General features: G+C 67.5%; 15 protein-coding genes, 1 tRNA gene and 3 pseudogenes. 11 read left to right on the top strand and 8 right to left on the bottom strand.

The genetic code is table 11. From position 1 onward, the window contains the following. Window positions 1-42 precede the first annotated feature (42 nt). The 8 genes from ACWGIG_RS23210 to rpmH all read right to left on the bottom strand — a co-directional run bounded on the left by ACWGIG_RS23210 (window position 43) and on the right by rpmH (window position 6024). The gene (locus ACWGIG_RS23210; RefSeq protein ID WP_453323557.1) at window positions 43-1167 is read right to left on the bottom strand and encodes a ParB/RepB/Spo0J family partition protein; all 1125 of its coding nucleotides are present in this window, start codon (window positions 1165-1167) and stop codon (window positions 43-45) included. Continuing rightward, window positions 1164-2240 carry a ParA family protein gene (locus ACWGIG_RS23205; protein WP_453323556.1) on the bottom strand — a complete coding sequence of 359 codons (1077 nt, stop codon included), beginning with the start codon at window positions 2238-2240 and terminating at the stop codon, window positions 1164-1166. Before ACWGIG_RS23205 ends, ACWGIG_RS23210 begins: the two co-directional genes overlap by 4 nt. A gap of 252 nt (window positions 2241-2492) precedes the next feature. Next, window positions 2493-3212 carry a 16S rRNA (guanine(527)-N(7))-methyltransferase RsmG gene (gene rsmG, locus ACWGIG_RS23200; protein ID WP_453323555.1) on the bottom strand — a complete coding sequence of 240 codons (720 nt, stop codon included), beginning with the start codon at window positions 3210-3212 and terminating at the stop codon, window positions 2493-2495. A gap of 99 nt (window positions 3213-3311) precedes the next feature. Further along, complete coding sequence (locus tag ACWGIG_RS23195; RefSeq protein ID WP_453323554.1) at window positions 3312-3830, bottom strand: Jag family protein; 519 nt, start codon at window positions 3828-3830, stop codon at window positions 3312-3314. Window positions 3831-3844: 14 nt separating this feature from the next. Beyond that, window positions 3845-5104 (bottom strand): membrane protein insertase YidC, encoded by a 1260-nt coding sequence (yidC, locus tag ACWGIG_RS23190; protein ID WP_453323553.1) that lies wholly within the window; start codon window positions 5102-5104, stop codon window positions 3845-3847. A gap of 3 nt (window positions 5105-5107) precedes the next feature. Then, window positions 5108-5467 (bottom strand): membrane protein insertion efficiency factor YidD, encoded by a 360-nt coding sequence (yidD, locus tag ACWGIG_RS23185; protein WP_398414092.1) that lies wholly within the window; start codon window positions 5465-5467, stop codon window positions 5108-5110. Next, the gene (rnpA, locus tag ACWGIG_RS23180) at window positions 5464-5868 is read right to left on the bottom strand and encodes a ribonuclease P protein component (RefSeq protein WP_453323552.1); all 405 of its coding nucleotides are present in this window, start codon (window positions 5866-5868) and stop codon (window positions 5464-5466) included. The genes yidD and rnpA overlap by 4 nt, the downstream gene beginning before the upstream one ends. Window positions 5869-5886: 18 nt before the next feature. Then, the gene (gene rpmH / locus ACWGIG_RS23175; RefSeq protein ID WP_079045023.1) at window positions 5887-6024 is read right to left on the bottom strand and encodes a 50S ribosomal protein L34; all 138 of its coding nucleotides are present in this window, start codon (window positions 6022-6024) and stop codon (window positions 5887-5889) included. Between the two features lie 395 nt (window positions 6025-6419). Here rpmH and ACWGIG_RS23170 point away from each other — a divergent pair. From ACWGIG_RS23170 to ACWGIG_RS23120, 11 genes and pseudogenes are all read left to right on the top strand, one after another. After that, window positions 6420-6765 (top strand): annotated as a pseudogene (locus ACWGIG_RS23170) (chromosomal replication initiator protein DnaA); the annotation flags it as partial. Between the two features lie 71 nt (window positions 6766-6836). Further along, window positions 6837-8258, top strand: a pseudogene (gene dnaA, locus ACWGIG_RS23165) (chromosomal replication initiator protein DnaA); the annotation flags it as partial. Between the two features lie 942 nt (window positions 8259-9200). Beyond that, window positions 9201-10331 (top strand): DNA polymerase III subunit beta, encoded by a 1131-nt coding sequence (dnaN, locus tag ACWGIG_RS23160; protein WP_453323551.1) that lies wholly within the window; start codon window positions 9201-9203, stop codon window positions 10329-10331. Between the two features lie 97 nt (window positions 10332-10428). Continuing rightward, window positions 10429-11310 (top strand): phosphogluconate dehydrogenase (NAD(+)-dependent, decarboxylating), encoded by an 882-nt coding sequence (gene gnd / locus ACWGIG_RS23155; protein ID WP_453323550.1) that lies wholly within the window; start codon window positions 10429-10431, stop codon window positions 11308-11310. Between the two features lie 64 nt (window positions 11311-11374). Beyond that, window positions 11375-12496 (top strand): DNA replication/repair protein RecF, encoded by a 1122-nt coding sequence (gene recF / locus ACWGIG_RS23150; RefSeq protein ID WP_453323549.1) that lies wholly within the window; start codon window positions 11375-11377, stop codon window positions 12494-12496. An 89-nt stretch (window positions 12497-12585) separates the two neighbouring features. Continuing rightward, a complete protein-coding gene (locus ACWGIG_RS23145) occupies window positions 12586-13092 on the top strand; it encodes a DUF721 domain-containing protein (RefSeq protein ID WP_453323558.1) in 507 nt (168 codons plus the stop codon). 352 nt (window positions 13093-13444) lie between these two features. Next, window positions 13445-15580 (top strand): DNA topoisomerase (ATP-hydrolyzing) subunit B, encoded by a 2136-nt coding sequence (gene gyrB / locus ACWGIG_RS23140; RefSeq protein ID WP_453323548.1) that lies wholly within the window; start codon window positions 13445-13447, stop codon window positions 15578-15580. A 42-nt stretch (window positions 15581-15622) separates the two neighbouring features. After that, window positions 15623-18238: a DNA gyrase subunit A gene (gene gyrA, locus ACWGIG_RS23135; RefSeq protein WP_453323547.1), complete on the top strand. Its 2616-nt coding sequence runs from the start codon at window positions 15623-15625 to the stop codon at window positions 18236-18238. A 93-nt stretch (window positions 18239-18331) separates the two neighbouring features. Continuing rightward, window positions 18332-18994, top strand: coding sequence for a DUF3566 domain-containing protein (locus ACWGIG_RS23130; protein WP_453323546.1), 663 nt, complete (start codon window positions 18332-18334; stop codon window positions 18992-18994). 84 nt (window positions 18995-19078) lie between these two features. Further along, window positions 19079-19152 (top strand) — tRNA-Ile (locus ACWGIG_RS23125). A 78-nt stretch (window positions 19153-19230) separates the two neighbouring features. After that, window positions 19231-19338 (top strand): annotated as a pseudogene (locus ACWGIG_RS23120) (ASCH domain-containing protein); the annotation flags it as partial.

Here is a 19338-nt window from a genome sequence, read left to right as displayed (position 1 = left end):
GTGCCGCAACACCCCCGCCCTTCAGCACAGTTCGTGGAGGCCTCAGCCCTCCCCGTCCTGCCCGTCCTGCTCTGTCAGGCTCTTCTCCAGAACACGCCCCTCGCCGGGGGCAAGGGTGCCCAGGATCCGCTCCAGGTCCTCCACCGACGCGAACTCGACGGTGATCTTCCCGCGCTTCTTCCCCAGGTCGACCTTCACCCGCGTCTCGAACCGGTCCGACAGCCTTGATGCCAGATCCGACAGCGCGGGAGCCATCAAAGTGCCCGCCCTCGGCCCCTTCGGCTTCGCCTCGCTCTTCGGCTTGGAGTTCATCAGCTTGACGATCTCCTCGGTCGTACGCACCGAGAGCCCCTCGGCCACGATGCGCTTGGCGAGGACGTCCTGTTCGTCGGACTCGTCCAGCGTCAGCAGGGCCCGTGCATGGCCGGCCGACAGCACACCGGCCGCCACCCTCTTCTGCACCGGCGCCGACAGCCTCAGCAGACGCAGCGTGTTGGAGACCTGCGGGCGCGAACGCCCGATCCGGTCGGCGAGCTGATCGTGCGTGCAGTCGAAGTCCTTCAGCAGCTGGTCGTAGGCCGCAGCCTCTTCCAGCGGGTTGAGCTGGGCTCGGTGCAGGTTCTCCAGCAGGGCGTCGAGCAGGAGCTTCTCGTCGTCGGTCGCTCTGACGATCGCAGGAATCCGCTCCAGCCCGGCTTCCTTGCAGGCCCGCCAGCGGCGCTCACCCATGATGAGCTCGTAGCGGTCAGCGCTCGTCTGCCGCACGATGACGGGCTGAAGAAGACCCACTTCCTTGATGGAAGTGACCAGCTCGGCAAGGGCGTCGGCGTCGAACACATCGCGCGGCTGCCGGGGGTTGGGATTGATCGCCCTGATCGGCACCTCGGCAAAGTACGCACCGGCGGGCGACTCCATCGGCTCCGCCGCCGCATGCTCGGGCTCCCGCTCCTGCGACGGAACCGATGTTTCACGTGAAACATCGTTCGAAGGCAGCGCGGTCACCTTCGCCGCAGCCACCCCACGCTCGGCCGTCAGCACCCGCGGCACGGACACCGACGACACCGACGACACCGGAGCTGACTCGGAGGCAGGCGTCTGCCTCTCCTGCGGACCCTGTGGGAACAGCGCGCCGAGCCCGCGTCCCAGCCCTCTAGGTCGATTGCTCATTGGACACCCTCCGCCATGCTGTGCTGATTGTTCTGGTCGACAGCATGGGCGTGCTGCGCCTCGTAGAAGACACCGGCTCCCCGCAGCGCGATCTCCCGCGCCGCTTCGAGATACGACAGCGAACCACTGGAGCTCGGGTCGTAGGTGAGCACGGTCTGCCCATAGCTGGGAGCCTCCGAGATCCGGACGGACCTCGGGATGCTGGTCTTGAGGACTTCCTTGGCGAAGTGACTGCGCACTTCCTCCGCCACCTGCGAGGCGAGCCGGGTCCGGCCGTCGTACATGGTCAGCAGGATCGTCGACACGTGCAGCTCGGGGTTGAGGTGCCCGCGTACCAGTTCCACGTTCCGAAGCAGCTGGCCGAGACCTTCCAGCGCGTAGTACTCGCACTGGATCGGGATCAGCACTTCCTCGCCGGCAACCATCGCGTTGACGGTCAGCAGCCCCAGGGACGGCGGGCAGTCGATGAGGACATAGTCCAGCGGCTGCTCGTAGGCCTGGATCGCACGCTGGAGTCTGCTCTCCCGCGCCACCAGGGACACCAGCTCGATCTCGGCACCGGCCAGATCGATGGTGGCCGGGGCGCAGAAGAGACCCTCGACGTCCCGGACCGGCTGGACCACGTCCGACAGCGGCTTGCTGTCGATCAGAACGTCGTAGATCGAGGGAACGTCGGAGTGATGGTCGATTCCCAGCGCCGTGGAGGCGTTGCCCTGCGGATCGAGGTCGATCACCAGAACCCGCGCACCGTGCAGGGCGAGCGAGGCGGCGAGGTTGACCGTCGTCGTGGTCTTCCCCACTCCGCCCTTCTGGTTGGCGACCACCATCACACGTGTCTGCTCAGGCCTCGGCAGCCCCTCGCCGGCACGGCCGAGAGCGTCTACCGCCTGTTGGGCAGCACGACCAATGGGGGTGTCGTCCGGCAGGGGCGATGTTTCACGTGAAACATCGTCTCCCGCCGCTTCGGTACGGGGGCCGGGGACCGGATCGGTCATCGGTCCCGCGATGTTGGCGTCGGACCGCAAGGATTCACTCTCCTCGACATCAGGCTCGTAATGCTCAGAGCCTGTCACGCTTTGGGGGTCATGAACCAGTGAGGCCCGTTCTCCTGTGGAAGAACCCGCCCTTGTGGACAACCCCCTGGCCCTTTCGGGTCTCGATTCGTGCGGAGTGGCAGCCGCACGACCCCGGCTGATGATTCCTTGCAGCAGCGAGCGACGTTTCACGTGAAACACGATGCACGGACGGACTCACCAGGAGACCCCGACACTCCGCGCCGCGTAGGTACGGCACCTTGTATGGAGCATCACCGGGACATCGGTCGTTCAGCGGCGGCGCCGCTGCCGTCCCGTCCGTGCGGCCTTGGCCCGCTTCGCCGCGAACCGCACACCGCCCGGGCTCTCCCCGACCTCGACGCGCACCACTGTGGAGAGCGGGTCCACCACTCCCTCGCCGACCTGGAGCACTTCGGTCTTCACCACACCGAGCTTGCTGAGCGCGGCCCGCGCACCCTTGAGCTCCTCCTCGGCGGTGTCGCCCTTGAGCGCGAGCATTTCGCCGTACGAACGCAACAGCGGAACACCCCAGCCTGCCAGCCGGTCCAGCGGAGCCACCGCGCGCGCGGTCACCACGTGCACGGGCTCCACCTTCCCCATGACCTCCTCGGCCCGGCCCCGTACGACCGTGACGTGGTCCAGGCCCAGCAGCTCGACGACCTCCTGGAGGAAATTCGTACGCCGCAGCAGCGGCTCAAGCAGGGTGATCTTCAGGTCGGGACGTGCCAGCGCGAGCGGGATTCCCGGCAGACCGGCACCCGACCCCACGTCGCACACCGTGATGTTCTCGGGTACGACCTCCGAGAGCACGGCACAGTTGAGCAGGTGCCTCTCCCACAGACGCGGCACCTCGCGCGGACCGATCAGCCCACGCTTGACTCCCGCGTCCGCGAGCAGCTCCGCGTACCGAACGGCCTCCGGAAAGAATTCACCGAATACTGCCTTGGCTACTTCCGGGGCCTGGGGAAGCTCCGCTGCTGCCTCCGTCACGGGGACCGTCCTTCCGTACCGCACTGTGGTGGCTGACTATCAGGCTGACAAAGATCGGCCCCGCCTGCGAACAGACGGGGCCGAAAGGCAATGATCCGGTCAGGCCGGGAGCACAACGACGAAGCGCTGGGGCTCCTCGCCCTCCGACTCGCTGCGCAGACCCGCCGCGGCGACCGCGTCGTGCACGACCTTGCGCTCGAACGGCGTCATCGGGTCGAGCTTCACCGGCGCACCCGAGGTCTTGGCCTCGTCCGCCGCCTTGGCGCCGATCTCCGCGAGCTCCTCGCGCTTCTTGGCCCGGAAGCCCGCGATGTCCAGCATCAGTCGACTGCGGTCACCGGTCTCGCGGTGCACGGCGAGACGGGTCAGCTCCTGAAGCGCTTCGAGCACCTCGCCGTCACGGCCCACGAGCTTCTGCAGGTCACGGCCGCTGGAGTCGCTGATGATCGAGACAGCGGCCCGGTCGGCCTCGACGTCCATGTCGATGTCGCCGTCGAGGTCGGCGATGTCGAGCAGACCCTCAAGGTAGTCGGCCGCGATCTCGCCCTCCTGCTCAAGGCGCGACATGGTGTCGGTGCCTTCGGCGGGGGCGGAGGAAGTGGTGGTGCCGTCCGTCACGGGAGGACTCCTTCTTACTTCTTGGACGGGTGCTTGGGCCGCTGCGGACCCTTGCGCTGCCCGGACTTGGCTTGGGATCGGGCGGGCTTGCCTGCCGACGTGGGCTTGGCGTCCTGCGGTGCGTCCTTCTTCTCCAAGGAGGTCTTGGAGTCGGAGTCCTCGGCAGCCTTGGCCGTCGTGCCCTGCTGGACGGTGGCGGTCTGGCGCTTCGCCTTGGTCTGGCGCTTGGGCTGCTGCCGCTTGGCGACCGACGCGCCGCCCTCGGCCTCGGCGAGGGCGGTCGTGCTCTTGGAGACCGTGCCGTCCGCCTCGGCGACGAATCCGGCCTTCGCCAGACCGGTGATGAACTTGCGCTCGACATCGTTGCGGTCGGTGCCCTTGGCGACGATCACCTTGATGACGTTGCGCTTGCGCTTCGCCTTCACGGCTCCGCCGGCGGCGACCGTGGCCTTCAGCAGACGCTGGAGGTAGGAGTCCTGGGCCTTGCTGCCCGGCGTCGGGTTCTGGTTGATGACGTACATCTGCTGGCCCATGGTCCACACGTTGGTGGTCAGCCAGTAGACGAGGACACCGACGGGGAAGTTGATGCCCATCACCATGAACATCACCGGGAAGATGTACATCATCATCTTCTGCTGCTGCATGAACGGCGTCTTGACCGTGAGGTCGACGTTCTTCGTCATGAGCTGCTTCTGCGTGAAGAACTGCGAGGCCGACATCATCACGATCATGACCGCGGTGACGATCTTGACCGAGGTCGCCGAGGCGTCCAGGCTGGCGATCTTGTCGGCACTGTCCATGAACTTCGCCGCCAGCGGGGCGCCGAAGATGTGCGCCTGACGGGCGCTCTCCAGCAGCTGGTCGTTGATGACGCCGATCTTCTTGCCGTCGGCGATGCTCGAGAGCACGTGGTAAAGGGCGAAGAAGAACGGCGACTGCGCCAGGATGGGAAGGCACGAGGAGAGCGGGTTGGTACCCGTCTCCTTGTACAGCTTCATCATCTCTTCGGACTGACGCTGCTTGTCGCTCTTGTAGCGCTCCTGGATCGCCTTCATCTTCGGCTGGAGCACCTGCATGTTCCGCGTCGACTTGATCTGCTTCACGAAGAGCGGGATCAGGCAGATGCGGATCAGAATCACGAGGGACACGATGGACAGGCCCCAGGCCCACCCTGTGTCCGGGCCGAAAACGGCCCCGTACACCTTGTGGAACTGGACGATGACCCAGGAAACGGGCCAGGTGATGAAGCTGAACAGACTGGCAATCGTGTCCACTAATCAAGCTCCTTGAGCATTGGGCGAGGTCTCTGCGGCCGGGCTCGGGGTGTCGGGGGCCGATCCCCGAGAAGACACGCCAACGGCGGACTTCTCGCCCTTGCTACCGCGCCACGCGTCGCGCAGCGCTTCGTGCCACCGCCGCCGGGTGCGCGGCGGGACATGATCCACACCACCGGGCGACCACGGGTTGCACCGCAGGATGCGCCAGGCGGTGAGGGCAGTGCCCTTCACCGCACCGTGCCGGTCGATGGACGTGAATCCGTAGTGGGAACACGACGGGTAGTACCTGCAGACCGGCCCGAGCATGGGGCTGATGGTCCACTGGTACAGCTTGATGAGTGCCAGCAGCGGATACTTCATCGCGTGCCTCTCCCCCGACCTTCGGTATGGGGAGCCCCGCCCAGCAGCCGCTGCAGTGCGGCGTCCAGGTCTCGGGCCAGCTGTGCGTGGTCGGCGTCACCCGCTCCGGGCAGCGCCCGTACGACCACCAGGCTACCGGGGGGCAGCTCGGCGATCCTGTCGCGCATGAGGTGGCGCAGTCTCCGCTTCACCGCATTGCGTACGACAGCAACGCCAACGGCCTTGCTCACGACGAAACCCGCACGCGTCGGGGGAGAGTTCTCCCCTGCCGCGTGCGGGTCCGTTGCACCGCTACTACTGCGTAGGTGGACGACAAGAAGCGGGCGGCCTGCGCGGCGCCCTCGTCGTACCGCGGTCGCGAAGTCCTCGCGCCGCCTCAGCCGATTCTCGGTAGGCAGCACGTCATGATCCCTACGGGATCAGGCGGACAGCTCAGTGCGGCCCTTGGACCGGCGGTTCGCCAGGATGGCGCGGCCGGCGCGGGTACGCATGCGCAGACGGAAGCCGTGGGTCTTGGCACGACGACGGTTGTTCGGCTGGAAGGTGCGCTTGCTCACTCGGGGGCTCCAGAAATGAATCGGGGATGGCGGGACATCGCCTGGCTGTCACCGTGCGCCCACGAGGAAGCTCGCAACGCTCTCAGTGCACCGCTTCACGATCATTGACCATGATCTTTGCCCATCGGAGGCAGGCGGCAGCAGCCATCGACAACTCGACCTGGTTACGGTACGCGCGGCTACGCCATCCGGTCAAACCGGGGCCTCCCGGGACCGCTCTGTGCACAGCCTGTGGACAACAACTTGAACCGCGTGAGCTGCCGCGACTACCGTGGCCAAACCTGGATTCAGGCTTTCGTAAGCATGCGGCCCAGCTGTCCGTGCCTGCCCGGCCTGTCCGTCCCGTCCCGTCCCGAGAACCACACCTTCGTGGGACCTGTGAGAGAGCGTGCCCTGTGGCTGACGTACCTGCCGATCTTGCCGCAGTGTGGCCACGCGTGCTGGAGCACCTGCTCGGCGAGGGCCAGCAGGGCTTCGAGGCCAAGGACAGACAGTGGATCGAGCGCTGCCAGCCGCTCGCGCTGGTCGCGGACACCGCCCTCCTCGCCGTGCCGAACGAGTACAGCAAGCAGGTCCTGGAGGGCCGGCTCGCCCCGCTCATCAGCGAGGCGCTGAGCCACGAGTGCGGTCGCCCGATCCGCATCGCGATCACGGTGGACGACTCCGTCGGCGAGTCCCCCGCCCCCCAGCCCATGCGCCAGCAGCCCCCGCAGCAGTCCCCCTACCAGGGACAGCAGCAGGGACAGCACGACGAGCCGCAGCAGCGTGACGTACGCGACCACCGCGATGCGCGCGACGGCCGGGAAGCACGCGACACCTACGACTCGTACGGGCGCCGCCAGCAGGACGACGGCCTGCCCACCGCCCGGCCCGCCTACCCCGAGTACCGCCAGCAGTCGCGCCCCGCGCCCGGTGCCTGGCCCAGTGAGCAGCAGGACGACCACGGCGGCTGGCAGCAGCCCCGGCTCGGCGGGTTCCAGGAGCGCGACTCCTACTCCAGACCGCCGCAGCACGACTACCGCTCCCAGCTGCCCGACCGGCAGTCCTACGACCAGCAGTCGCAGTACGAGCACCAGCGCCAGGACCGCTCCGAGCGCCAGGACCAGGGCCCGCGCCACGGTGGTCAGAACCTGCCGGCCGCCAGCGGTGCGCCGGGGCCTCTCGCCGCGCAGCCCGCGCCGGCCCCCGGCCCCGGCGAGCCGCAGGCGCGGCTGAACCCGAAGTACCTCTTCGACACCTTCGTCATCGGCTCGTCGAACCGGTTCGCGCACGCGGCTGCCGTCGCCGTCGCCGAGGCGCCCGCGAAGGCGTACAACCCCCTCTTCATCTACGGGGAGTCCGGGCTCGGCAAGACGCACCTGCTGCACGCGATCGGCCACTACGCCCGCAGCCTCTACCCCGGCACCCGGGTGCGGTACGTGAGCTCGGAGGAGTTCACCAACGAGTTCATCAACTCGATCCGCGACGGCAAGGGCGACGCCTTCCGCAAGCGCTACCGCGACGTGGACATCCTGCTCGTCGACGACATCCAGTTCCTCGCGAGCAAGGAGTCGACGCAGGAGGAGTTCTTCCACACCTTCAATACGCTGCACAACGCGAACAAGCAGATCGTGCTGTCCTCCGACCGGCCGCCCAAGCAGCTGGTCACGCTGGAGGACCGGCTGCGCAACCGCTTCGAGTGGGGTCTGACCACCGACGTGCAGCCGCCGGAGCTGGAGACGCGTATCGCGATCCTCCGCAAGAAGGCCGTGCAGGAGCAGCTCAACGCCCCGCCGGAGGTCCTGGAGTTCATCGCCTCCCGCATCTCGCGCAACATCCGCGAGCTGGAGGGGGCGCTGATCCGGGTCACGGCCTTCGCGAGCCTGAACCGGCAGCCGGTGGACCTCGGTCTCACCGAGCAGGTACTGAAGGACCTCATCCCCGGTGGCGAGGACGCCTCACCGGAGATCACCGCGCCGGCCATCATGTCGGCCACCGCGGACTACTTCGGCCTGACGGTGGACGACCTGTGCGGATCGTCGCGCAGCCGCGTGCTGGTGACGGCCCGGCAGATCGCGATGTACCTGTGCCGCGAGCTCACTGACCTCTCGTTGCCGAAGATCGGCGCGCAGTTCGGCGGGCGCGACCATACGACGGTGATGCACGCGGACCGCAAGATCCGGGCCCTGATGGCGGAGCGCCGCTCCATCTACAACCAGGTCACCGAGCTCACCAACCGCATCAAGAACGGCTGACAGAGCCGCCTTTTACGTCTGCGAGGGCGCCAGGAGAAGCATTCTCCGGGCGCCCTCTTCTTCGTCCTTCGTCGTCTCCAGGGCCGCATCGGGGCCCTCGAAGGGGCTTCGGGAGTCCTTCGAGGGCCTGTCCGAGGGCTGCCGGGGCGTTGTCCCGAGGCTGTTGATGCCCGCCGGTGTTCGAATTCGGCCCCGCGGGCTGGAGTTCTCCACAGATCCTGGGACGATGTTCCGTCCACACCCTGGGGACTGTGAAGTTGTCCCGATTGTGTCCACAGGGGCGGTTGCTGAGGCTTCATCACCCCAGGTCAAGTGCTTGTGGAATTGTGGCAAACCTTGATCCACAGGCTGTGGACAAGTTTTTCGTCCACAGGGGCTCCGACGAGTTGTCCACGGGCGGCCCACAGGCTCAGGGGTCTTGTCCCCAGCTTCTCCACACGGCTGTCCACTGTTCGGCAACACGACACCCCCTCTCACCGGGTCGAGTGAAAGGCGTCACACCAAGGGGGTCGGTTGGGCTGTGGGGAAGGTGGGTAAAGCTGGGGACGCAGCTGTGGGGAAGTCACCCCTGCCTGTGCATCGGGTGTGCAGAACTTTTCGCCGTCCACAGAAACGGCAGGTTGTCCACGGGCTCCGCCCACAGGCGCGGTGGACAAAAAAGTGGGTCTGAGCTGCGAAAACGGGGTTATCCACGGTTTCCACAGGCCCTACTACTACTCCCACTAAGAGTTAGCCCAGAATCCGCATCGAAGAAGGCCCTGTGCACAACTCGGCCCGGATGCTCCTGGCGCCTCTCGCCACGACTTGACCGGCAGCCGCACCGACTGTCGGTGGCGTGCGTCAGACTGGTCCCCGGTGAACTTCCCCGGCCGACGGTCGGAGACACCGGTTCAGACGACGAAAGCCAGCAGGGCGAGCCAGCAACAGCAGGAGGCGGTTCCGGTGAAGATCCGGGTGGAGCGCGATGTACTCGCGGAGGCGGTGGCCTGGACGGCCCGCAGCCTCCCGGCCCGTCCGCCGGTGCCCGTCCTCGCGGGCCTTCTGCTGAAGGCCGAGGAGGGCGCGCTGAGCCTCTCCGGCTTCGACTACGAGGTCTCGGCCCGTGTGTCGGTCGACGCCGAGGTCGAGGAGGACGGCACCGTCCTGGTGTCCGGTCGGCTGCTTGCCGACATCTGCCGGGCACTCCCCAACCGCCCTGTGGAGATTTCCACAGACGGTGTACGGGCGACCGTGGTCTGCGGCTCCTCGCGATTCACACTCCACACCCTTCCTGTGGAGGAGTATCCGGCGCTGCCGCAAATGCCGACCGCCACGGGCACCGTCCCCGGTGAGGTCTTCGCGTCCGCCGCCGCCCAGGTGGCCATCGCCGCCGGTCGTGACGACACGCTGCCGGTGCTGACCGGTGTGCGCATCGAGATCGAGGGCGAGACGGTCACGCTGGCGTCGACCGACCGCTACCGCTTCGCGGTCCGCGAGTTCCTGTGGAAGCCGGAGGACCCGGACGCGTCCGCTGTCGCCCTGGTGCCCGCGAAGACGCTCCTGGACACCGCCAAGTCGCTGACCAGCGGTGACACGGTGACGATCGCGCTGTCCGGCTCGGGTTCCGGTGAGGGCCTGATCGGTTTCGAGGGCGCGGGCCGTCGCACGACCACGCGTCTGCTTGAGGGCGACCTGCCGAAGTACCGGACGCTGTTCCCGACGGAGTTCAACTCGGTCGCCGTCATCGAGACCGCCGCGTTCGTCGAGGCCGTCAAGCGTGTGGCGCTGGTCGCCGAGCGGAACACTCCGGTCCGGCTGACCTTCGAGCAGGGCGTGCTGATCCTCGAAGCGGGTTCCAGCGACGACGCACAGGCTGTGGAGCGCGTCGACGCGAACCTCGACGGCGACGACATCTCGATCGCCTTCAACCCGACGTTCCTGCTGGACGGCCTGAGCGCGATCGACTCCCCGGTCGCCCAGCTGTCCTTCACGACCTCCACCAAGCCGGCGCTGCTCAGCGGTCGCCCGGCCGTGGACGCCGAGGCGGACGACGCGTACAAGTACCTGATCATGCCGGTGCGGCTCTCGGGCTGATCCCGCCGGGCCTCACGTGCCCCTCGGGCCATCCGCACATGCCGGGCGTAGGCTCGGACCTTGGGTACGAATCGCCTCGAAGGTTAAGGAATCTCTGATGGAGCTCGGTCTCGTCGGCCTCGGCAAGATGGGCGGCAACATGCGCGAGCGCATCCGCCGCGCAGGTCACACCGTCATCGGTTACGACCGCAACGCGGACGTCGCGGATGTCCACAGCCTGGAAGAGCTTGTGGGCAAGCTCAAGGGGCCGCGCGTGGTGTGGGTCATGGTCCCGGCCGGTGACGCCACCCAGTCCACGATCGACGCGCTGGGCGAACTGCTGTCCCCCGGCGACGTGGTCGTCGACGGCGGCAACTCGCGCTGGACGGACGACGAGAAGCATGCCGAGGAGCTGAAGGCCAAGGGCATCGGCTTCGTCGACTGCGGTGTCTCCGGCGGCGTCTGGGGCCTGGAGAACGGCTACGCGCTGATGTACGGCGGCGACGCCGACAACGTGGCGAAGGTCCAGCCGGTGTTCGACGCGCTCAAGCCCGAGGGCGAGTTCGGCTCGGTCCACGCGGGCAAGGTCGGCGCCGGCCACTTCGCCAAGATGGTCCACAACGGCATCGAGTACGCCATGATGCAGGCCTACGCCGAGGGCTGGGAGCTCCTGGAGAAGGTCGACTCCGTCACGGACGTGCGCGAGGTCTTCCGCTCCTGGCAGGAAGGCACGGTCATCCGTTCCTGGCTGCTTGACCTGGCGGTCAACGCACTGGACGACGACGAGCACCTTGAGGGCCTGCGCGGCTTCGCCGCCGACTCGGGCGAGGGCCGCTGGACGGTCGAGGCCGCCATCGACAACGCGGTGCCGCTGCCCGCGATCACGGCCTCCCTGTTCGCGCGTTTCGCGTCGCGTCAGGACGACTCCCCGCAGATGAAGATGATCGCCGCGCTGCGCAACCAGTTCGGCGGCCACGCGGTCGAGTCGAACAAGAAGTAGGCACGGCAGAAGTAGCCCCGCAGGGGGCAGCAAGGCACAGTCGGGGGAAGGTCGGCGCACCACCATGCACGTCACGCATCTGTCGCTGGCCGACTTCCGCTCGTACGCCCGGGTCGAGGTTCCGCTCGACCCGGGCGTCACCGCGTTCGTGGGGGCGAACGGGCAGGGCAAGACGAATCTCGTCGAGGCCGTCGGCTATCTCGCGTCCCTCGGCAGCCACCGGGTGTCCTCGGATGCTCCGCTGGTACGGATGGGCGCCGAGCGGGCGGTGATCCGGGCGGCCGTCACGCAGGGCGAGCGGTCCCAGCTGATCGAGCTGGAGCTCAACCCGGGCCGGGCCAACCGCGCCCGTATCAACAGGTCGTCGCAGGTCAGGCCGCGTGACGTACTGGGCATCGTACGAACCGTCCTGTTCGCGCCCGAGGATCTCGCGCTGGTGAAGGGCGATCCCGGTGAGCGCCGGAAGTTCCTGGACGAGCTGATCACGGCACGCTCGCCGCGCATGGCCGGGGTGCGCTCGGACTACGACCGTGTGCTCAAGCAGCGCAACACCCTTCTCAAGTCCGCGGCGATGGCCAGGCGGCACGGCGGCCGGTCGATGGACATGTCCACCATCGACGTGTGGGACCAGCACCTGGCGAGGGTCGGCGCCGAGCTCCTCGCGCAGCGGCTGGACCTGATCGCGACGCTTCAGCCGCTGGCCGACAAGGCGTACGAGCAACTCGCGCCCGGTGGTGGCCCGGTGGCACTGGAGTACCGGAATTCGGCGCCGGGCGAGGCGCTGTCGCGCGAGGACCTGTACGGGCAGCTGATGGAGGCGCTCGCCGGGGCGCGCAAGCAGGAGATCGAGCGGGGCGTGACGCTGGTCGGCCCGCACCGGGACGAACTGCTGCTGAAGCTGGGCCAGTTGCCCGCGAAGGGTTATGCGAGTCACGGGGAGTCCTGGTCGTACGCGCTGGCCCTGCGGCTGGCTTCGTACGATCTGCTGCGCGCGGAGGGCAACGAGCCGGTGCTCGTCCTCGACGACGTGTTCGCCGAGCTGGACGCCCGCCGCCGGGAGCGGCTGGCGGAGCTGGTGGCTCCGGGTGAGCAGGTGCTGGTGACTGCGGCGGTGGACGACGACGTTCCTGGGGTGCTGGCGGGTGCCCGCTACTCGGTCGCCGACGGTGAGGTGGCCCGGCTGTGAGCGGCAGGAGCGGGTCCGCCGCGCCGGAACCGAAGCCCGGTTCTGAACCGAAGTCCGGCTCAAAGCCGAAGCCCGGTTCGGGCCCCGGTGTGCCGGAGTCCTCGGGCGTGGACCTGGCCCGTCAGGCGCTGGCCGCGGCGAAGGAGCAGGCTCGTGCGCGGGGAGCGGCGGCGCAGCAGAAGAAGACGGTGCGCCGGGGCGGCAGTCTGCGGTCGGGATCGGGTGCGGACGGTCGTGACCCGCTGAAGCTGGGTGCGGCACTGGACCGGCTGAAGACCGAGCGGGGCTGGGAGATGCCGATCGCGGTCAGCGGGGTGATGGGGCGCTGGAAGGACATCGTGGGGCCGGACGTCGCCCAGCATTCCGAGCCGCTGAAGTACGACGAGGACGAGCGGGTCCTGGTGGTGCGGTGCGATTCGACGGCGTGGGCGACCCAGCTGAAGTGGATGATTCCGGACCTGCTGCGGCGGCTCAACGGCGAGCTCGGCCGGGACACCGTACGGCTGATCAAATTGCAGGGGCCGAACGCTCCGCAGCGCCGGTACGGCCCGCTTCGGGCGCCCGGGAGCACCGGGCCCGGCGATACGTACGGGTAGGGCTGTTCCGTCCATGTTTCACGTGAAACATGGCGAGGATGTTTCACGTGAAACCGTGCGGTGGGAATGAGGCGTCCCTCACCGTAGTGGGAGGTTGACAGCTCGAAGCGCTGGACGCCGGTGTGAGCCGCCTGGAGCCCCTCCCCGGATATGGGGAGTCGGGCGGCCCCGGTTCGGGGCGGCACATGCGGACTCAGGTACCGGCAAACCCCCATTCATGTCCGCGCTACCGGTAGACTGGTGAGTAGTCCTCGCTTGTTTCGCGGGGTACGTCGACTCACACAGAACGACGCAGCCGCTCCTGCCTGCCTGGGGATGGGGATTCCCCCAGCCGACGGCAGGGGATGGGCCTGTGCTGTGCCAGAAAGGGCGCTTCGTGGCCGATTCCGGCAACCCCAACGAGATCAGTCAGTCCACTGCCGGCGAGGACGGCGGCGGCACCTCTTCCGAGGTCGCCGCCGCCGACGTTGCAGTCCCCGAAGTGGTGACCACCAAGGGCACCAACTCCGAGGTCACTTCGTCGTACGACGCCAGCGCGATCACAGTCCTGGAAGGCCTGGACGCGGTCCGCAAGCGTCCGGGCATGTACATCGGCTCGACCGGTGAGCGTGGTCTGCATCACATGGTGCAGGAAGTCGTCGACAACTCCGTCGACGAGGCCCTGGCCGGTCACGCGGACATGATCGATGTGACCATCCTGTCCGACGGCGGCGTACGGGTGGTCGACAACGGCCGCGGTATCCCGGTCGGCATCATCCCGTCGGAGAAGAAGCCGGCCGTGGAGGTCGTGCTGACGGTCCTGCACGCGGGCGGCAAGTTCGGCGGCGGCGGTTACGCCGTCTCCGGTGGTCTGCACGGCGTCGGCGTGTCCGTGGTCAACGCGCTGTCGCAGCGGGTCGCGGTGGAGATCCGCACCGACGGCTACCGCTGGACGCAGGAGTACAAGCTCGGTGTGCCGGTGGCGCCGCTGGAGCGGCACGAGGCGACCGACGAGACGGGCACCTCGGTGACCTTCTGGGCCGACGGTGACATCTTCGAGACCACCGAGTACTCCTTCGAGACCCTGTCGCGGCGTTTCCAGGAGATGGCGTTCCTCAACAAGGGACTGACCATCAGGCTGACGGACGAGCGGGAGTCCGCGAAGGCCGTCGCCGGTGCGGACACTCCTGAGACCGCGGACGACGAGCAGGTGCGTACGGTCACGTACTTCTACGAGGGCGGCATCGTCGACTTCGTGAAGTACCTGAACTCGCGCAAGGGCGAGCTCATCCACCCGACCGTCATCGACGTCGAGGCCGAGGACAAGGAGCGGATGCTCTCGGTCGAGATCGCGATGCAGTGGAACTCGCAGTACAGCGAGGGCGTGTACTCGTTCGCGAACACGATCCACACGCACGAGGGCGGTACGCACGAAGAGGGTTTCCGTGCGGCGATGACGGGTCTGGTGAACCGGTACGCCCGCGAGAAGAAGTTCCTGCGCGAGAAGGACGACAACCTCGCGGGCGAGGACATCCGCGAGGGTCTGACCGCGATCATCTCGGTGAAGCTGGGCGAGCCGCAGTTCGAGGGCCAGACGAAGACCAAGCTGGGCAACACGGAGGCGAAGACCTTCGTGCAGAAGGTCGTGCACGAGCACCTCAACGACTGGTTCGACCGCAATCCGAACGAGGCCGCGGACATCATCCGCAAGGCGATCCAGGCCGCCACGGCCCGGGTCGCCGCCCGCAAGGCGCGCGATCTGACCCGCCGCAAGGGCCTGCTGGAATCGGCGTCGCTGCCGGGCAAGCTGAGCGACTGCCAGTCCAACGACCCGACGAAGTGCGAGATCTTCATCGTCGAGGGTGACTCCGCCGGCGGCAGCGCGAAGTCCGGCCGCAACCCGATGTACCAGGCCATCCTGCCGATCCGCGGCAAGATCCTGAACGTCGAGAAGGCGCGGATCGACAAGATCCTGCAGAACACCGAGGTCCAGGCGCTGATCAGTGCCTTCGGAACGGGTGTGCACGAGGACTTCGACATCGAGAAGCTCCGCTATCACAAGATCATCCTGATGGCGGACGCCGACGTCGACGGTCAGCACATCAACACGCTGCTCCTCACCTTCCTGTTCCGCTTCATGCGGCCGCTGGTCGAGGCAGGGCACGTGTACCTGTCGCGTCCGCCGCTCTACAAGCTCAAGTGGGGCCGGGACCAGGTCGAGTACGCGTACTCCGACCGTGAGCGTGACGCGCTCCGCGAGGCGGGCGAGCAGCAGGGCAAGCGCATCAAGGAGGGCGACCTCCAGCGCTTCAAGGGTCTCGGTGAGATGGATGCCGAGGAGCTGCGCATCACCACGATGGACGTCGACCACCGTGTGCTCGGTCAGGTGACGCTCGACGACGCGGCCCAGGCCGACGACCTGTTCTCGGTGCTGATGGGTGAGGACGTCGAGGCGCGGCGCTCGTTCATCCAGCGCAATGCCAAGGACGTCCGCTTCCTCGACATCTGAGTCGGTCCGTCGCTGACCGCTTCGAAAGGATTTTGACCAGCAATGGCCGACGAGAACACCCCCCAGACCCCCGTTGAAGAGGGTCAGACCCAGCGGATCGAGCCCGTCGGGCTTGAGACCGAGATGCAGCGTTCGTATCTCGACTACGCGATGTCCGTCATCGTGGCGCGTGCGCTTCCGGACGTACGGGACGGCCTGAAGCCCGTACACCGCCGTGTGCTGTACGCGATGTACGACGGCGGTTACCGGCCCGAGAAGGGCTTCTACAAGTGCGCCCGCGTCGTCGGTGACGTCATGGGTACGTACCACCCGCACGGCGACTCCTCGATCTACGACGCCCTGGTGCGTCTGGCGCAGCCGTGGTCGATGCGGATGCCGCTGGTGGCCTCCAACGGCAACTTCGGCTCTCCGGGCAACGACCCGGCGGCCGCGATGCGCTACACCGAGTGCAAGATGGCGAACCTCTCCATGGAGATGGTGCGCGACATCGACGAGGAGACCGTCGACTTCACGGCCAACTACGACGGCCGTAACCAGGAGCCGACGGTACTTCCGGCGCGTTTCCCGAACCTGCTGGTCAACGGCTCGGCGGGCATCGCGGTCGGTATGGCGACGAACATTCCGCCGCACAACCTGCGCGAGGTCGCCGCGGGTGCGCAGTGGTACCTGGACAACCCCGAGGCTTCGCACGAGGAGCTCCTGGACGCGCTGATGGAGCGCATCAAGGGCCCCGACTTCCCGACCGGCGCGCTGGTGGTGGGCCGCAAGGGCATCGAAGAGGCGTACCGGACGGGCCGCGGCTCGATCACGATGCGCGCCGTGGTGGCGGTCGAGGAGATCCAGAACCGGCAGTGCCTGGTCGTCACGGAACTCCCGTACCAGACCAACCCGGACAACCTGGCGCAGAAGATCGCCGACCTGGTGAAGGACGGCAAGGTCGGCGGCATCGCGGACGTCCGTGACGAGACCTCGTCACGGACCGGTCAGCGCCTGGTCGTCGTGCTGAAGCGCGACGCGGTCGCCAAGGTCGTGCTGAACAACCTGTACAAGCACACCGACCTGCAGTCGAACTTCGGCGCGAACATGCTGGCGCTGGTCGACGGGGTGCCGCGCACGCAGTCGCTGGACGCGTTCATCCGGCACTGGGTGACGCACCAGATCGAGGTCATCGTCCGGCGTACGCGCTTCCGGCTGCGCAAGGCGGAGGAGCGGGCGCACATCCTGCGCGGTCTGCTCAAGGCGCTGGACGCGATCGACGAGGTCATCGCGCTGATCCGCCGCTCGAACACGGTCGAGATCGCCCGTGAGGGCCTGATGGGCCTGCTGTCGATCGACGAGATCCAGGCGAACGCGATCCTGGAGATGCAGCTGCGCCGGCTGGCCGCTCTGGAGCGGCAGAAGATCGTCGCCGAGCACGACGAGCTCCAGTCCAAGATCAACGAGTACAACGCGATCCTGGCCTCGCCGGAGCGCCAGCGCGGCATCGTCAGCGAGGAACTGGCCGTCATCGTCGAGAAGTTCGGCGACGACCGGCGGTCCCAGCTGGTGCCCTTCGACGGCGACATGTCCATGGAGGACCTGATCGCCGAAGAGGACATCGTCGTCACCATCACCAACGGTGGCTACGTGAAGCGCACGAAGACCGAGGACTACCGGTCGCAGAAGCGCGGCGGCAAGGGGGTGCGCGGCACGAAGCTGAAGCAGGACGACATCGTCGACCACTTCTTCGTTTCGACGACGCACCACTGGCTGCTGTTCTTCACGAACAAGGGCCGGGTGTACCGGGCGAAGGCGTACGAGCTGCCCGACGCCGGACGGGACGCGCGCGGTCAGCACGTGGCGAACCTCCTCGCGTTCCAGCCGGACGAGAAGATCGCGCAGATCCTGGCGATCCGGGACTACGACGCGGCGCCGTACCTGATCCTGGCCACCAAGGGCGGCCTGGTGAAGAAGACTTCGCTGAAGGACTACGACTCGCCCCGTTCGGGTGGCGTCATCGCGATCAACCTGCGGGAGACCCCGGACGGCAGCGACGACGAGCTGATCGGCGCGGAGCTGGTGTCGGGTGAGGACGATCTGCTGCTGGTCAGCAAGAAGGCCCAGTCGATCCGGTTCACGGCGACGGACGAGGCACTGCGTCCGATGGGCCGTGCCACGTCGGGTGTCAAGGGCATGAGTTTCCGTGAGGGAGACGAACTGCTCTCGATGAATGTGGTCAGGGCCGGTACGTTCGTCTTCACCGCGACCGACGGCGGGTACGCGAAGCGCACGCCCGTCGACGAGTACCGGGTCCAGGGTCGTGGCGGTCTGGGCATCAAGGCCGCCAAGATCGTGGAGGACCGCGGGTTGCTCGTGGGTGCGCTGGTGGTGGAGGAGACGGACGAGATCCTCGCCATCACGCTCGGCGGTGGTGTGATTCGTACGCGAGTCAGCGAAGTCAGGGAGACGGGCCGTGACACCATGGGCGTCCAACTGATCAATCTGGGCAAGCGGGATGCCGTTGTAGGCATCGCCCGTAATGCCGAGGCCGGCCGTGAGGCCGAAGAGGTCGACGGAACCGACGGTTCCGAGGCCGATGCGGACGGTGCGGTCACTGCCACGGCCGCTGCCGAAGTCGTCGAGGGCGCCGAGCCCTCGGCAGGGGAGCACGAGGAGTAGGTCGTGAGTGGAGCCACGGGCACCGGAGGAAAATCTTCCGGAGCTGGAGCACCCGGTGCCCGTGGCTCTGCCGCGGACTCCCAGGGGGGAACTGTGACGGATACCCGGGGGCCGCAGCCCCAGCAGAACTACGACGGGTACGCGGCCGGGCCGCTGCCCGGTGAGCGGGACCAGCCGGCCCAGGGGCCAGGGTCCCAGCCGTACCACCCGCCGCAGGCGTATCAGGCGACGCCGGGCGGTCAGCAGGGCGACGGTGCCACCCAGGGCGGCCAGCGCGGTCCTGCCGCCCAGGGCCAGGGCGGCGGCGGTACGCAGGGCGGTCAGCAGACCGGATCGGTGCGTCGTCCCCGCACCGGTGCGCGGACGACGCCTCGTACGCGCAAGGCCAGGCTGCGGGTGGCGAAGGCCGACCCGTGGTCGGTGATGAAGGTCAGCTTCCTTCTGTCGATCGCGCTGGGCATCTGCACGGTGATCGCGGCGGCCGTGCTGTGGATGGTCATGGACGCCATGGGCGTCTTCGCGACCGTCGGCGGCACGATCAGTGAGGCGACCAGTTCGACGGCCGGGTCCGGCGAGAGCAGCGGTTTTGACCTGCAGTCGTTCCTGTCGCTGCCGCGGGTGCTGATCTTCACGTCGGTGATCGCGGTGATCGATGTGGTGCTGGCGACGGCGCTGGCGACGCTGGGAGCCTTCATCTACAACCTGTCGGCCGGTTTCGTGGGCGGTGTGGAGCTCACGCTCGCCGAGGACGAATAAGGCCTCGCGGAGGGGGGCGGAGAACCGATTTTGGGACTGCCCCCCACGTGCGCTAATCTTCAGGAGTCAGCGCGCGAGCGCGGCGGGGCTATAGCTCAGTTGGTTAGAGCGCATCCCTGATAAGGATGAGGCCACAGGTTCAAATCCTGTTAGCCCCACAGCACGGAAACCCCCGGTCCGCTCGGATCGGGGGTTTTTGCCGTGCGGGGCCGACTTCGGCCGGTTACGGTCGCCGGATGACATCCGATCCCACGTCGCTCGCCGCGGACGTCGCGGCGCTTCCCAGGGCGGAGTTCGCCTTCCCCGGGCCGCTGCGCGACCGGCTGGTCGCCGCGATCCTAGAC

Source organism: Streptomyces sp. NPDC054863 (assembly GCF_053610825.1).
This window is presented reverse-complemented; position numbering and strand designations above follow the sequence as displayed.